This window comes from Spiroplasma endosymbiont of Dromius quadrimaculatus, from assembly GCF_964031155.1.
Classification (GTDB): Bacteria; Bacillota_I; Bacilli_A; order Mycoplasmatales; family Nriv7; genus Nriv7.
This window is the reverse complement of sequence record NZ_OZ035010.1, coordinates 1,112,192-1,127,295: the sequence shown is the minus strand read 5'-3', so window position 1 is coordinate 1,127,295 and position 15,104 is coordinate 1,112,192. Positions and strand designations below refer to the sequence as shown.

Annotated in this window: 22 protein-coding genes; 21 read left to right on the top strand and 1 reads right to left on the bottom strand. The window is 26.8% G+C overall.

Annotated elements, in window-relative coordinates; genetic code table 4:
• Positions 1–12 precede the first annotated feature (12 nt).
• The 15 genes from AAHM88_RS06295 (at position 13) to AAHM88_RS06225 (ending at position 11,065) form a co-directional block, all read left to right on the top strand.
• Entirely contained in the window at positions 13–339 is a 327-nt protein-coding gene (locus tag AAHM88_RS06295) for a hypothetical protein (RefSeq protein ID WP_342262627.1), read from the top strand.
• A 248-nt stretch (positions 340–587) separates the two neighbouring features.
• Positions 588–3,782, top strand: a complete 3,195-nt coding sequence (locus AAHM88_RS06290; RefSeq protein ID WP_342262626.1) for an ankyrin repeat domain-containing protein — start codon at positions 588–590, stop codon at positions 3,780–3,782.
• Between the two features lie 51 nt (positions 3,783–3,833).
• Positions 3,834–4,028 (top strand): hypothetical protein, encoded by a 195-nt coding sequence (locus AAHM88_RS06285; RefSeq protein ID WP_342262625.1) that lies wholly within the window; start codon positions 3,834–3,836, stop codon positions 4,026–4,028.
• 611 nt (positions 4,029–4,639) lie between these two features.
• Positions 4,640–5,779: a tRNA 2-thiouridine(34) synthase MnmA gene (mnmA, locus tag AAHM88_RS06280; protein ID WP_338967488.1), complete on the top strand. Its 1,140-nt coding sequence runs from the start codon at positions 4,640–4,642 to the stop codon at positions 5,777–5,779.
• A 23-nt stretch (positions 5,780–5,802) separates the two neighbouring features.
• Positions 5,803–6,774: a signal recognition particle-docking protein FtsY gene (gene ftsY / locus AAHM88_RS06275; protein WP_338967491.1), complete on the top strand. Its 972-nt coding sequence runs from the start codon at positions 5,803–5,805 to the stop codon at positions 6,772–6,774.
• Positions 6,775–6,781: 7 nt separating this feature from the next.
• On the top strand, positions 6,782–7,108 hold the full coding sequence (gene ylxM / locus AAHM88_RS06270) for a YlxM family DNA-binding protein (protein WP_342262624.1): 327 nt from the start codon (positions 6,782–6,784) through the stop codon (positions 7,106–7,108).
• Between the two features lie 14 nt (positions 7,109–7,122).
• Positions 7,123–7,920: a TIGR00282 family metallophosphoesterase gene (locus AAHM88_RS06265; protein ID WP_342262623.1), complete on the top strand. Its 798-nt coding sequence runs from the start codon at positions 7,123–7,125 to the stop codon at positions 7,918–7,920.
• 2 nt (positions 7,921–7,922) lie between these two features.
• Positions 7,923–8,216 (top strand): hypothetical protein, encoded by a 294-nt coding sequence (locus AAHM88_RS06260; protein ID WP_342262622.1) that lies wholly within the window; start codon positions 7,923–7,925, stop codon positions 8,214–8,216.
• 486 nt (positions 8,217–8,702) lie between these two features.
• Positions 8,703–9,029, top strand: a complete 327-nt coding sequence (locus tag AAHM88_RS06255) for a hypothetical protein (protein ID WP_342262621.1) — start codon at positions 8,703–8,705, stop codon at positions 9,027–9,029.
• A 2-nt stretch (positions 9,030–9,031) separates the two neighbouring features.
• Positions 9,032–9,253 carry a hypothetical protein gene (locus tag AAHM88_RS06250; protein WP_342262620.1) on the top strand — a complete coding sequence of 74 codons (222 nt, stop codon included), beginning with the start codon at positions 9,032–9,034 and terminating at the stop codon, positions 9,251–9,253.
• Positions 9,253–9,414 carry a hypothetical protein gene (locus AAHM88_RS06245; RefSeq protein WP_342262619.1) on the top strand — a complete coding sequence of 54 codons (162 nt, stop codon included), beginning with the start codon at positions 9,253–9,255 and terminating at the stop codon, positions 9,412–9,414. Before AAHM88_RS06250 ends, AAHM88_RS06245 begins: the two co-directional genes overlap by 1 nt.
• 3 nt (positions 9,415–9,417) lie before the next feature.
• Complete coding sequence (locus AAHM88_RS06240; RefSeq protein ID WP_342262618.1) at positions 9,418–9,648, top strand: hypothetical protein; 231 nt, start codon at positions 9,418–9,420, stop codon at positions 9,646–9,648.
• Between the two features lie 11 nt (positions 9,649–9,659).
• Positions 9,660–9,794 (top strand): hypothetical protein, encoded by a 135-nt coding sequence (locus AAHM88_RS06235; protein ID WP_338968593.1) that lies wholly within the window; start codon positions 9,660–9,662, stop codon positions 9,792–9,794.
• A gap of 20 nt (positions 9,795–9,814) precedes the next feature.
• On the top strand, positions 9,815–10,060 hold the full coding sequence (locus tag AAHM88_RS06230; protein WP_338967504.1) for a hypothetical protein: 246 nt from the start codon (positions 9,815–9,817) through the stop codon (positions 10,058–10,060).
• A 24-nt stretch (positions 10,061–10,084) separates the two neighbouring features.
• A complete protein-coding gene (locus tag AAHM88_RS06225) occupies positions 10,085–11,065 on the top strand; it encodes a hypothetical protein (RefSeq protein WP_342262617.1) in 981 nt (326 codons plus the stop codon).
• A 62-nt stretch (positions 11,066–11,127) separates the two neighbouring features.
• Here AAHM88_RS06225 and AAHM88_RS06220 read toward each other — a convergent pair whose 3' ends face one another.
• Positions 11,128–11,349: a hypothetical protein gene (locus AAHM88_RS06220; RefSeq protein WP_342262616.1), complete on the bottom strand. Its 222-nt coding sequence runs from the start codon at positions 11,347–11,349 to the stop codon at positions 11,128–11,130.
• A gap of 30 nt (positions 11,350–11,379) precedes the next feature.
• On the opposite strand from AAHM88_RS06220, the gene AAHM88_RS06215 reads away from it, so the two are divergent.
• The 6 genes from AAHM88_RS06215 to AAHM88_RS06190 all read left to right on the top strand — a co-directional run bounded on the left by AAHM88_RS06215 (position 11,380) and on the right by AAHM88_RS06190 (position 15,023).
• Positions 11,380–11,700 carry a hypothetical protein gene (locus tag AAHM88_RS06215; protein WP_342262615.1) on the top strand — a complete coding sequence of 107 codons (321 nt, stop codon included), beginning with the start codon at positions 11,380–11,382 and terminating at the stop codon, positions 11,698–11,700.
• 2 nt (positions 11,701–11,702) lie between these two features.
• A complete protein-coding gene (locus tag AAHM88_RS06210; protein ID WP_342262614.1) occupies positions 11,703–11,951 on the top strand; it encodes a hypothetical protein in 249 nt (82 codons plus the stop codon).
• Positions 11,952–12,039: 88 nt separating this feature from the next.
• Entirely contained in the window at positions 12,040–12,279 is a 240-nt protein-coding gene (locus AAHM88_RS06205) for a hypothetical protein (protein WP_342262613.1), read from the top strand.
• Positions 12,263–12,601, top strand: a complete 339-nt coding sequence (locus tag AAHM88_RS06200; RefSeq protein ID WP_342262612.1) for a hypothetical protein — start codon at positions 12,263–12,265, stop codon at positions 12,599–12,601. The genes AAHM88_RS06205 and AAHM88_RS06200 overlap by 17 nt, the downstream gene beginning before the upstream one ends.
• The gene (locus tag AAHM88_RS06195) at positions 12,567–12,920 is read left to right on the top strand and encodes a hypothetical protein (protein ID WP_342262611.1); all 354 of its coding nucleotides are present in this window, start codon (positions 12,567–12,569) and stop codon (positions 12,918–12,920) included. Before AAHM88_RS06200 ends, AAHM88_RS06195 begins: the two co-directional genes overlap by 35 nt.
• Positions 12,921–13,184: 264 nt before the next feature.
• Entirely contained in the window at positions 13,185–15,023 is a 1,839-nt protein-coding gene (locus AAHM88_RS06190; protein ID WP_342262610.1) for a hypothetical protein, read from the top strand.
• Positions 15,024–15,104: the final 81 nt, after the last annotated feature.

Here is a 15,104-nt window from a genome sequence, read left to right as displayed (position 1 = left end):
AAAGGAAAATATATGAATAAAGAAAAAGAACTTAATCAATTAAAAGAAGAATTAGCATCATTTAAAATTGGTAATGATAGCACAATCCCTGAAACAGAAGATGATGGTTCTAATGATGGCTCTGATGTTGAAACCTCATTTATTACTAATCTACCTAGTTGTAGTAATGACCGAAACACTAAGCATCCGTTTAATCGCCAGATTTCAATTCAAACTACTTCAAGTGATAGTCAAGATTCAAAATGAGATTCAGAATCAGATAAAAATTGTCAAAAACCACAAATGCAAAAGAAAAAATTAATGTGATGAAAAGTTGGTAAGAAAAAAAGCATCAAATAAAAACAACAGTAAATCCAATAACTGAGTATGTTTATTCAGCATTAGAATTAATGCCAGAATCAACACAAAGAAAAAGTAAAATTTTTAAACTATTAAGTTTCGCTTGATTTCCAAAAAGTTTAAAATGAAGAATAATAATATTATCATTGTTTCTTTCAATTTTAATAATTTTATTAGTTTTTTTTGCGTAAGAATAACTAATTCTAAATAAGAATAATAATCATAAAATTATTTATTAAGGAGTGAAAATGAATTTACATAAATTAATGCGACAAGATAGATTAACACCAGAAATGATTAAGAATGCTACTGCTGATGAACTTAATTATCAAGATGCCAAGGACGGATTGCCTTTACAAAATGCTATATATAGTCAAAAACCTGAACTTATAAAAGCCTTTATTGAAAATGAGCTTTGTGATTTAAATTTAAAAAGCAAATTTGCTACTTCAGCTATCCATATAGCAATTTTACAAAATGATATTGAAACTGTGAAGTTATTAGTTAATAGTGCAAGATTTAATAGCGTAAATATGCTTATTTCCAAATGAAAAATTACGCCTTTAGTTTTTGCATTGCACCAACATCAAGATGAAATTGCCAAAATTTTAATTAATTGCCAAAATATTGATATTAATATTCCTAGTATAAAAAAGCTTACACCTTTGCATCGTGCTGTTGAGTTTAATAATAATCAAACGGTTAAAGCAATTCTTGGCAATCAAAATTTAAAAAATGTTAATGATAATAATAATGATGAAGGGATTACGCCATTTCATTTAGCAACAAAGAGTGGTAATAAAGAAATAGTTGAAATTTTAATGGAGCATAAAGATATTGATATCAATATGCGTACTAAAATTGGGTATACGCCGTTGCATGGTGCTGTTGAGTTTAATAATAATCAAACGGTTAAAGCAATTCTTGGTAATCAGAATTTAAAAAATGTTAATGATAATAATAATGATGAAGGGATTACGCCATTTCATTTAGCAGTGAAGAATAGTAATAAAGAATTAGTGGAAATTTTAATGGGTCATCAAGATATTGATATTAATATGTCTACTAAAGCGGGGTATACGCCGTTGCATGGTGCTGTTATGTACAATAATAGTGAAGCGGTGGCAGCAATTATTGGCAATAAAAATTTAAAAAATGTTAATGATAATAAAAATGATCAGAGCATTGTGCCACTTCATATTGGGGCAAAAACTGGTAATAAAGCGTTAGTGGAAATTTTAATGAGTCATCAAGATATTGATATTGTTGATAAAGAGGGATTTACAGCTTTACATAGTGCTGTTGAGGAAAATGATACAGAAATGGTAGAATTATTAATAAATAGTGGTGCTAATGTTAATACCATAAATACTACTGGTGAAACGCCTTTGCATTTAGCAGTAAAATTAGACGATATTGCAATGGTGCAAACATTAATTAAACATCCGCAAATCGATTTAGATTGTCCAAATTTAAAGTCAAAATTTGGACTTAATGCTTTGCAATATTCATTAGTTAATGAAAATTTTATTATTTCAAAGTTATTGATTAATAGTGGTGCTAATATAAATTTTAAAACTAAAACTGGTTGTACAGTCTTTCATTATGCAACAGTTATTGGCAATGACGAAATGTTAGACTTTCTAATAGCAAATGGTGCTGATGTAAGTGCTAAAGATAATTATGGTCAGGATGCTTTAGAATGAGCAATAAGAAATAATAAGAAAAATCTAGCATGGAAAATTAGTTCTTATATCGTTGCTAATGATAATTCGCAAAATATAACTTCACAAGCGATTGAAAAAGAAAAAGAATTTATAAATATTCACTATCATATTGCCAAAGTTACTTTAAAAGATAAATATTATGAATTATTGCATGATCCGGTAGCAAATAAGATTCTTGTTAGTTTTAATAATGATAATTATCTTCAACACGCTAAAGTTGTTAATGAATTTTTTAGCAAATATGAAAAGCAATATAAAAAGATAACAAAAATAAACAAAGAATTCATTACTGAAGAAAATAAATTATTTTTAAAAAATTTACGAAGATATCAAAAGGATATTGAAAACCTAACGCAAAAACTTTCAACAATTCGAGATTCAAATATATATAATAAAAAAGAAAAAATAAATTTACAAAAAAACGCTAGTAATGTGCAAGCGCCGTTACAACAATTTAGTTTATCACGAACAGAAGAAAAAAGAAGTTTTTTAAAAAAAGAGCGGAAAATTCCAAAATATCAACGCCCAAAAGAAAAAAATTCTAATGATAAAAATTCTCATAAATTGAAATTAAAACCTCATAGTAAAGATTTACATTGTAAAGAACCTAGTAACAAGGAAGAAAAATCAAATTCATTTAGTCATCATCATCTTCATTCGTCTCTGCAACATAATATTGATGCGATTAAACAAACAGAAAAATGATTTGCAAAGCAAAGCATTGATTCTAAAGAAGTTATGCAATTAAAAGGGAAAATTGCTGCAGCTAATATTCCAAAAGAATTTGAAAATTTACAAGAAAGTTTTATTAGTTTAAATATACAAGAATTTCAAGCAGAATCAAAATGATGATATGAAAAAATCATTAATTTTGATGAAAACAACATTGATAAATTAGCAAAAGAAATTAAAGATAAAATTGCTAGTCTTGATATTAAAGAAAGAAAATTAAATTTAGAACAATTAACTATTTTACAATTAGCAAAAGAAAACCAAGATGCAGAATTAGCAACGATTATTAAAGTTAATCGCGGTGAATTATGAGACCACAGACATGGTCGGCCAGCGATTAGTTTAGGAAAAACAATTGATAATGGCAAAGAATTAGTTATAGTTGGTACGACGCGAGAAATAAAAGGGTTGTCTTGTTTTACTTTAAATCTTGTTGAGGATAAAACGACATATTTTTATTTTAAAAATATTATTACGATTGAAAAAGAAGATAATAAAGGTTGATGAGATAAAGAAAACAAACTAACCTTAACGCAAAATGAGATTGCCACATTATTTGCACAAATTGATGATTATAATGAAAAAAATGCAAATTTTTTGCATCAAGTAAATAATGATAATCAACAAATTGCAAAAGATTTACCAGTGCGAAACCCATCCACAGAGCAAGTAGATTCAGTAGCAACGACAACTTGGTTGGAAACACAATGAGATGCGACAGGTGCTAAACCGAAAAATAAATTTAATGACACCCCAAAACTATTTCCACAAAAGGAATTATTATCTAATGAACCACAAGCAGGAACTAGTTTTGATCGGAGTATAATTTTTAACCTTGAAGCAGAAACTGCCAAAGTAGCAGAGCAAATGTTAGCACAACAAGCGAAGGAAAAACAAGCAAGAGAAAAAAGTAGTAAAGAAGAAACAGAGCGAAAGCAGAAAACAGAAGAAGAAAAAAGACAAAAAACCGCTTTGTTTAGTTAAAAATAATAGATTTTGTTATTTAAAAGAGGAATTAAGAAGGGAACGAATAATATGACTAAGAAGAAAAAGAAACTTGTTGCAAAAAGACGAGAAAGTGAAAAGCCACAAGCGAAAGAAAAATATCGGGGATTACTTGATGATTCAGGTTCAGAATCAGATGATTCAGATTCAGAATCAAATATTATTTGACAAAAACCAACGCATCGTATAAAGAAATTCCAAAAAAACCTAATGAGCAATTTTTAAGAATGCGGAAATTGTTTCACCAAAAAAAGCAGTTAAACTTAAATCCTAAACAAAAAGAAACCTCAAAAAGAAACAAAAAAATAAAGTTAACTTCAAGTTGTTTGTTGCCAAAAAAATTAAATAATAAGACTTTAATCGCTGTATTGGGAATTTCACTTTCTTTAATTATTATTGTGATTTTAATTTTTTTTGCTTAAAAATCAATAAATATAATATCGTTCTAATATATAAACAACAACTGCAAACAAATATTAGAGCGTTTCATCAATGGTTTTTGCAATTTCGTAAAACAGTAGAACAAATCCAAAAATTGCAATTAGAACAAAATTTTAGAAAATATATTGATTTCATAGTTAGCATTAGAAAAATAATTAAATTTTAAAAATAAGTTCTGAAAAAGGCAAAACAGAAACAAACCAATAAACTTAAAGGATATTATTTTCCTTGTTCCTAATAATAACAGTGATAATAAGAAATTATTATTATCTATTATTATTAGGATTTTTAATTATTTTTTCTTAAAATACTCCTAAATTATAAAAAGATGTAATTTATTGCTATTTGTTGTAAAATTAATAGGGAAAGTTAATAAATTTGAGAAGGTGAAATTGATGAAAGGACGAGTTGTTATTGGTATGAGTGGGGGAGTGGATTCTTCCATTGCGGCATATTTATTAAAACAACAAGGATATGATGTTATTGGATTATTTATGCGTAATTGAGATTCATTAGTAAATAATGATATTTTAGGAAATAAATCTATTAATGATGCTATTTGTCCAATGCAAGTTGATTATTTAGATGCTAAAAAAGTTGCTGAACAATTAAATATTGATTTATATCGTATTAATTTTGTTGAGGAATATTGACAATATGTGTTTACTTATTTTTTAGAAGAATATAAAAAAGGACGCACCCCTAATCCTGATATTTTATGTAATAAATATATTAAATTTTCTGCTTTTTTAAATTATGCATTGGAAAAGTTAAATGCTGATTATATTGCTATGGGACATTATGCTAAAGTTAAATATAATGATGAAACAAAAAAATATGAATTATTAAAAGCAAAAGATGAAACAAAAGATCAAACTTATTTTTTATCACAATTAAATCAAGAACAGTTAGCAAAAACTATTTTTCCTTTAGGTGATATTAAAAAAGTAGAAGTTAGGCAATTAGCTAAGAAATTAAATTTAGTAACAGCTAATAAAAAAGATTCAACAGGAATTTGTTTTATTGGTAAAAGGAATTTTAAACAATTTTTACAAAATTATATTCCTGCCCAAGTTGGTAATATTGTTGATATTAAAAGTAATAAAGTTATTGGGACGCATCAAGGGATTATGTATTATACGATTGGCCAAAGAAAAGGCATTGATTTATCAGGAATGAATAATCGTTATTTTGTTGTTGGTAAAGATTATCATCAAAAAATTCTTTTTGTTGCTAGTGGCAGTGATAAGGAATGATTATGAGCTAATGGTTGTTTAGTTACTGATGTTAACTGAATTAATAATTCTTTACCATTATTAAATTTACCGATTACAGCAAAGTTTCGTTATCAACAAATTTCTTATGATGTCAAATTATTATTATTAGATAATAATTGTGTTAATGTTGTTATTGCAAATAAGGTAAGAGCTCTTACTCCAGGGCAAGTTGCAGTATTTTATCAAGGTGATGTTTGTTTAGGTAGTGGAGTAATTGATCAAGTGTTTAATGATGATAAATTATTAAATTATTTATAAGTTATGCATATTAGGAGGAATTAATGTTAAAAAAATTAAAAGATAAAATTTTATCTAAAAGCTCTTTAAAATATGAAAAAGGGTTGAATAAATCCCGAAAATCTTTTTTACAAAAATTACAGATTTTAGTTACTAAGCATCGTGTTATTGATGAAACATATTTTGAAGAATTAGAAAATACATTAATTTTAGCTGATGTTGGCGTTAAAATGGCATTGCAAATTGTTAATGAAATTAAAAATGAAGTTAGAATTAATAATATTAAGGATCCTGAAATAATTAATGAACTTATTATTGATAAGATGTTTGCTATTTATGCTAGTAATTCGTTTATTACAACGACTTTAAATGTTTTGGATAATCAATTAAATGTTATTTTGGTTGTTGGTGTTAATGGTGCTGGTAAAACAACATCAATTGCTAAATTAGCTTATTTGCTATTACAACAAAATAAAAAAGTTTTATTAGTAGCAGGGGATACTTTTAGAGCTGGTGCTGTTGAACAATTATCGCAATGAGCAAAACGCTTGCAAGTGCCAATTGTGGTGCCTAGTAAAGAACAACAAGATCCTGCTAGTGTTATTTATACGGGTATTAAAAAAGGTCAAGAATTAGAAGTTGATGTTGTTCTTTGTGATAGTGCGGGCAGGTTACAAACTAAAACTAATTTAATGAATGAATTAAATAAAATATATAAAGTTATTCAAAAGGTAATCATTGATGCTCCCCATGAAACATTATTAGTAGTTGATGCCACAACGGGACAAAATGGCATTTCCCAAGCACAAAATTTTACTGAAGTAGCCCCAGTTACGGGGATTATTTTAACCAAGATGGATGGTTCTTCTAAGGGAGGAATTATTTTAGCGATTAAAGAAAGTTTAAATATTCCTGTAAAATATATTGGTCTTGGTGAAAAACTTGATGACTTGGAAGAATTTGATTTAGAACAATATATTCAAGGATTAACAACAAAAGAAGTTACGAGTAGATAGGATAAGGATGAAAATGTGAGATCTTAGTAAGACTAATGAATTAAATTTATTATATGATTTATATGGTAAGTTATTAACACCGAAACAGCAAAAATACTTTTCGCTTTATTTAATGGAAAATTTTTCATTACAAGAGATTGCTAATGAGTTAAATGTTTCGCGTAGTGCTGTTCACGATGCGATTAGTAAGATAATTAATATCCTAAATACTTATGAAGAAAAGATGCAGTTATTAGCAAAAGATATTCGTCGAAAAACATTATATGCATATTATGAAAATGAAACGGAAGCAAATGTAGAAATGTTAATTGCTGAGTTAAGAAAAATTGATTAGAAAGAAGGAAAAATATGAATATTTTAGTTATTGGTGATATTTATGGTCAAGTTGGTCGTAGTATTTTAGAAGAATATTTAGCATTATTAAGAAAAGATTATCAAATTGATTTTGTCATTGTTAATGGAGAAAATATTAGTCATGGAAAATCAATGATTAAAGAGCATTATCATTTTTTAAAGCGAATTAATGTTGATGTGATTACGGGTGGTAATCATACATTTGATAAGCCGGATATGTTAGATTTAATCGTTAATAATGATGATATTTTACGACCATTAAATAGTAATCCCTACCATTCTGGTAAAGGTTCTTCAATATTTACTGTTAAAGATAAGAAAATTCGCGTTACCAATTTAATTGGTAGTGCTTTTATGGGTTCATCACAAAATGCATATTTTGAAATGGATACGCTCTTAAAAGAAGATGACAGTGATATTCACTTAGTTGATTGCCATGCTGAAGCAAGTGCTGAAAAAATTGCTTTAGCTTGAAATTATGATGGCAAGATTACAGCATTATGAGGAACGCATACGCATGTACAAACTAATGATGCGAGAATTTTGCCAAAAGGAACGGGATTTATTACTGATATTGGAATGACGGGAGCTTATTATTCAATTATTGGTGCTAATCCAACAGAAGTTATTTATCGTCAGAAAAATAATTTGCCAATTAAATTTAAACCAGCAATTGGTGAGGGGCAAATTAATGGTATTGTTTTATTTATTGATGATATTACTAATAAAGTTATAAAAATTGAAAATATTAATATTAATCCACACAAAGAATATCCTAAGGTTATTAAATAATTATGATTTTTATTAATTTTTTACGAAATTATTGAATGTGATTTTTACTAGCATTTACCGTTGTTTTTGTTTTATATTTTATTTTCCGTCGAATTTATAATTTATTAAGAATTGGTGTTAGCGAAGTTTTATCAATTCAAAAACCCGAAATTAGAAAGCATTCATTAATAATGAGTGATTGCTTTTCCTTGTCGGCTAATTATCAAGTTGATATTAATAAAAACAAATTAATTATTTTTGTTCATGACTTTTTCAATAGTAAAGTTGATTTTAAGGGACGCATAAAGTTTTGTTAGGTGGGAAAATATTTGAATAAGTATTAAGACAGTCAGCAATGATTGTCTTTTTATTTTATAAGATGTTAAAAATTTGTTCTTTGAAAATTAAATACAAGTGAGTTAATAATGTTGGTATGTATTAAAGCACGATAAATTGTGGGTGGTCGCCATAACCAAAAGAAGTTTACCAGTTAATAGATAACATCCTATTAGCTATAGCAATTTGTTTCGTTTTGCAATAAAAAAATGAATGGGTGGATTTCCTAAAAATATACACGCTATTAAATTAGTTCCAAGGGTAGGATGCGGATATTAAAGTGTAGAAATTTCTATATAGGGATATACTAAGTTTAAAATTATTAAAATCTTTATCTAATTAAAAAAACAAAATTTACTAACAAAGCTTGTTAAACACTTAAATCTGCGATATATAAGTGTTTAAAAAACTAAGTTAACTAACTTAGTTAATATAACTTAGTTTATTCATAAGAAAGGTAATTTATTATGAAAAACATTGAAAACATTTTCTTAAATACTAAAAAATATCTTTTAAAAGAAACACAAAACGCAATGTTTATTAAAGCACCAAAAATTCCGTGATTTAATGAACAAATCGGCATTTGGTTTCCAAAGCGATTTGTTTATAAAGGAAAATATGAAAATTCTATTTGCATCGGAATAATAAAAGATAGTAAATATCAAGTAATTTCAGTTAATCAACAAGAGCAAGAAACCAAGTGAATTAAAGGACAAGAATTATTAGGCTTCTTCATTGCCGAAAAAGAAAACAACAAAAAAGATATAAATTATAACTATTTTAAAGGAGTTTAAAAATGAATATTGCGATTGGAATAATATTTATTATCATTTGCATAATGTTATTGGCATATTTTGCTTATAAAATTTATGCCAAAATAAAAATGCGAATTAAATATAAAAATGCCATTAAAAGTAATACTGGTAATTTTACAAAAGACGAAAAAGTATTTATTGCTCGCTTTGAAGAATGAGTTAAAGCTCCTAATTCAAAAGAAAATAATGAGAATAAAAAATAATGTTTTGAGAAATTATTATGGAGTTCTTAAAACTGTTTGTTCCGATAGAAAAAATGCCTGTACAAGTTGCGTTTATTGCCGGATTAATTATTATCATTACTTTTCTTTTCGCCTTAATTTCAATTATGTATTTACCAATAAAAATGATTTTTGGGAGATAAAAAATGACAATAAACTTAAAAGAATTTAATTGAGAACAAATTAAACAAACTTTCTGAGATTTATTTATTCAAATTACAACGATTCCAGCTCATATTACTGGTAGCGAAGAAATTAATTTAACCGAAAAACCACTTTGACTTTTAATAGCAAATATTGCTTTTTGATTATTAACAGCGATTATGGTGTGATTTATGCTAATGCTACTTTGAAAAACCATATCAGTATTTAGATAGAAACAAAATTAATGTCGCGAAGTTACATTGTGATGCATTCACAAAGAAATTCAAAATTAATTAGGAAAAAATACAATCGTGTTAAGGTTAATCGTGGTTTTAACAAATTTAAGAAAAACTTTGAATATAAATGATGAATGTTTTAAAAAGAAAGGGGGTGATTTATATGATTGGAACTTTCTTGGCCGATGCACCAGCAACAGTAGAAAAAATAACAGCTAGTGACGCGATGACTAAATTATGAAATGCGATTATAACAGCGTTTACTAAAATGTGAGAAATTATTGCCGTTAATATGCCACAAGTCGGTAACTTCTTTGCTGACTACTGAATATTCATTTTTCCATTTATTTTGGCAATATTCTTTATTTGCTTTAAAATGTTTGAAAAATTACTTGGAGCGGTACGCTAACAAAAAAATAAAGTGAGGTGCAAGATGAAATTTTGCAAATGAATAATAGAAAAAAATAACCATTTTATTGAATTGAATCGCACCTCATTTTTAATTTTATGACATTGAGGAGCAATTTGATATATTTACAACGGTTATTTTAAAAACATTGTGAGCTATTTATTTTTAGCAGGTTGTATTTTAATTTTCATTTTTAAAATCAGTAATTTAACACAAATTAACAAAGTTATTAATTTCTTAAAAAACTCACCGTTAAATATTGTTATTGGTTCATTAGGAACTGGAAAAACTGCTTTTCTAGTATATGCATCAAAATTATTAAAAAAGAAGAAATATCACATCGCATCAACATTTCCATTACTAGAAACCCAAAAATTAAGTTTAGGACATATGGGATTGTTAGACTTTGATTATCCGGTATTGCCAGACAAAACCTTACTTTTGTGAGATGAAACCAACTTATTTTTAGAAGGAACTGATTGAGAAAAAAATAATACTAAAAACGAAGAAACCGGTATTCAAGAATATTTCGCTCTAGCACGACATTTTGGTCATATTGTGTTAGCTAGCGGTCAAAGAGATAAACATATTTGAGTTAAAGTTCGCGATATTGCTAATAATGTGATTGTGGGCATTCGCAAAAAACCTGTTAATATTTTTCGCCCCTATTTAAAAGTCATCTATGGCACCTTTACGAGCATTGAAGAATATGAACGCTGACGAAACACCTTAATTGATGCTAAAAATAGTAAAAAGGGTCGTCGCATTAAATACCGTGATATTCCTGAACTTGATATTTATTTTTTTAAACTAAAAATTCCTCTGCCAATATTAAACACTTACAATTCTTTTTACCTAGCATTTTTAAGAGATTACTTAAATTCAAAAGTAAATCCTGATTATGAAGACAAATACTATACTGATACAGCAATTGATTTAGAAGACTTAGAATATTTAAAAATGGATAAATTTAGCAACTTTTTAAGAAAAATGAAAGAAAAATAACGGTTAACCCCGTTTTTAGTAGCGACAATTATTATTTAGACATTAATTAAATTAAGTTTTATTTAATATTTTTGTTTCATTATCAGTGCAATTCCAATAACAATCATAATTCAGAAAAAAATTGCCATTGGTGTAAAACCAAATAAAAACTCAAATATATTATATACAAGAGTTCAAGCACCCTCTAAAAATTTTAAAGAAGCTTCTTCGGCGGTTGGACTATTTATCATATTTCACCTCCTTTCTAATATTGTCGCTACTAAAAACGCAATCAACCACAACATTATTTTACTCTAAGAAAGGAACAATAAAAAATGGAAAATCTTGCAAAAATGGCCGACTTTCTCGCCCAAATGCTTTATAAGGTTTTTGACTTAATTTGAAGTCTTGAAGTACCGGGCACAAATATTCAACTAATATTTCCTTTATTCTTAACGCTGGCTGTAGAATTTCTTATGGCAATTATTCTCGGTTTTAGCAGTCAACAAGTTAATTTAGAAAAGCAACGCCGATATGCCGTTAAAAATAGTGGTCGCTTAAGTGCGTGAGGAAAAGTTAAAAAACAAATACAACCAATAAATCCAAATAAAATTAATTGAAAACAAAGAAATAAAAAAACAAAACAAGGTAACTAACAATGTTTAAACTAATTATTATTTTTATCTTAATAACTGTTCTTGGATTATTAGCTGGTAGTCATTTTGAAACTTTAACGAACTACATTAGCGAAGGTCTTGCCAATTTCCAAAAGTTTATTACTAGCAATTTAACAATTTTAGAACTATTTAAACCAATGGCACGAACATTTTCACAACACCCAATCTTTACCATTCTTGGTGTTACTTGTGTACTTGTTGCTTTATTTATTGCGATTAAAGGTAGGTAAAAAATGGAAAAATGAACTAAAAAACAAGAATTAAAAATAGAGAATGACAAATTAAAAATAATTGAAGAAAGGAACTTAATAGTTAATTATGTTAAATTCTAATTTATTAAATAAAATTAATGTTAATGATGAATGATATACACAGGAATATGCGATTAAACCAATTTTAGAATTTTTAAAACCTAATAGTACTATTTTATGCCCTTTTGATAAAATTGATAGTAAATTTGTATGTGTTTTAGAAAGAAATGGGCATAAAGTTTGGAATAGTCATATTGATGATGGAATTGATTTCTTTAATTACATTAAAAGTGATGTGGATAGATAGATATAATTATATTATTTCTAACCCTCCGTTTAGTAAAAGAAAGCAAGTAATAGAACATTTATTTAATTTGGGTAAACCGTTTGCGATGTTAATACCATTAGTAAGTATTGCATTAAAACCAATTAGAGAAAAAATAGATCAGTGTGAGTTATTAGTTTTTGATAAAAGAATAAAATTTATTGCTTATAATGGTATAGTTTGCAAAAATCCACCAAGTGAAACTGCTTATATTTGTCATAATGTTTTGCCTAAGCAAATTGTTTGTAGAAAATTAAAGGAGTTAAAAAATGAAAGAAAAAATGCCATTAAAATTAAGAATTAAAAATTCTTTTAAAAAGCAGTGGTTAAAAATAGTATTAAGTATCATTTTTATCTTTATAAGCTTATTAATTTGTGCATTAACAGCAATCGATACTAAATGAATAACTGGAACAAGTGACGAATTTAATAATTTTATGAATGAAGAAATGGTTAAATTCTTTGGCAAGTTCAATAGTGGTATTATGCTGGCAGGAATATTTGTTTTTTGATGAGGCGGAGCAATATACTTTGCAATTAAATTTGAAAAATTAATCCGCTTTATTATTCAAAAAATTAAAGCAAAAAGAGCCTTGAAAAATGAAATCAAACAAACTCATTAATTTTTAAAAAAATATTGATGAATAATACTTAATTACATTATATTCATATCTTTAAGTATAGTTTTATTATTACATACAGATATTGAAAATTTGCAACAATTTATTAAAAATTTTGGAGCAATTGGTAAGTTAATGATTATAGGTTATTCATTAGTATGAGTAACCATAACAGAAATAGTAAACTGCTTAATTCGTTTTATATTAAAAAAGATTAAAGCTAAAAGAATAATGAAAAATAAAATATTTTAAAAAGGAGTGATAAAAATGTTTATGAAAATATTTACCGTGTTAATTATTAGTTTCAATAACATTTTTACCATTCCACAAAACATTAATAATGACAAATCAACAGCACAATCACTAATTAGAAGTAAAAGGCAAAATAATGAATCATACGAATTAAACTTAAAAAAATCAAAATTAACACTTAAATCATCAAAAGATGATAACAGCAAGTGAAATCAAAAATGAGAAATAAAAGTTAATGTAGAAAATGAATTTATGCCCAAAAACTTGCCTCCGCGAATGAAACTTAATGATTGAGAATTTTATGTTGACAAAAATGACAAGATTACACTGCCAATATTAAAATCATTAGAATATGATTTAAATTGAGAAAAAAACAGTGAACCAAGATATTGAGAAAATAAAGATTTTTTATCATATCAAAATAAAAAATTAAAAAACATAAAAATGAAAGTACAAGAATGAGATAAAAATGAAAGATATGCCAAATGAAAAATATTAGAATTTAACGCACAATCAGAAATTAAACCCTCGACTGATATTGATTTACCAGAAAAAACCACCAAATTTGATGGCAACCATAACTATAACGATGTTGTTGATAATCTTGATTACTTAATGATTCACCGTGGTGATTTTGATAAATTTAATTACTCGTATCTCTATTGAACGCCCGTATTTAATTTCATTGACACCCTAGAAAAAGGTTATTACAAAGAATTTACGATTAAAAATCACGGCTTTAAAGACGAGAGTTACTTTTATCATAAAACTTCTAGTGATAAAAATGTAGTAAATGAGAATGTTTTGAAAATTAAGGCATTTAACAAAACTCTAATTGCTGGAAATAAGTATTTACAATTGATACACGGTGAAAATGAAATCTGAAAATATGGCACTACGAATTCTAACGATTATTACCTAATTAAATATCTTTTTGGTACCTTAAATTACCTCAATGTTAGATTTAGTTTTCTACGCTATGACCCCGATTTAAAAAATGATATTTACCTATATTTTAAAAACAACATTCCTAGTATTAACAATAGCGATTACAAAAATGTTTTTAACGAAATCTATGAAATTCTTGGCAATTTCTTTGCTAGTTTATTTTATGCGACTTTTGATATGGACGAAAAAACTCATACCGAAATTGATTTTAAGGGTGTAGAAAACTATAAGAAGAATTACTTTATTCAAATCGGTTTCTTTTATCGTTCATTAATTACCTTTTATCCCAAAAAATACTTAGTAAATATTATAGGAAACTCAGAATTATTACTAAGAAGTTATTTCTTTACTTTTGACAAAAAAATGCACCAAGATAATTACAATGCTATTAACAACACCAATAGTATTTATCAAATTGATTTTAATGTCCTTAAATCTTATGATAATAAACTCATTGCCTTGCCAACCAACAAAACCGCTAACAGTATTAATTATCTAAATACCGATATTGATATTCGTTATGGTATTAACATTTTTACCTTAACTTTTCCACTTTATCACAAAGGGAATATCTCTAACTACAATTTTAAAATTTATGACTTTAATGTATTAAATTCAACAGCCTTTATCCCTGATGGCTCAAATAACAGTGAATGAGACGATTTAATTCCACCACCAGCAAATTGCAAATATTCTGGACGATGAATACTAACCTTTAATGATATTGGTTGTGCCATTCAAAATGCTGGTATCAAAATGATAAACTGAATACTCACAGCTTCACAAATTATTACCATTTTACGCCCGTTAGCAATTATTGCAAAAGCAACAGTTAACTCTTTTCAACCGCCATTTTTCCAGTTTTTAAAACGGTACCAGCTTTTTACTATACCTTTCAATTTTTAATCGGTTTTGCCATTTTTCTAATGATATTAAGAATTTTTGTATAATTATATATATATATATATATTATATTGAAAAAACAAA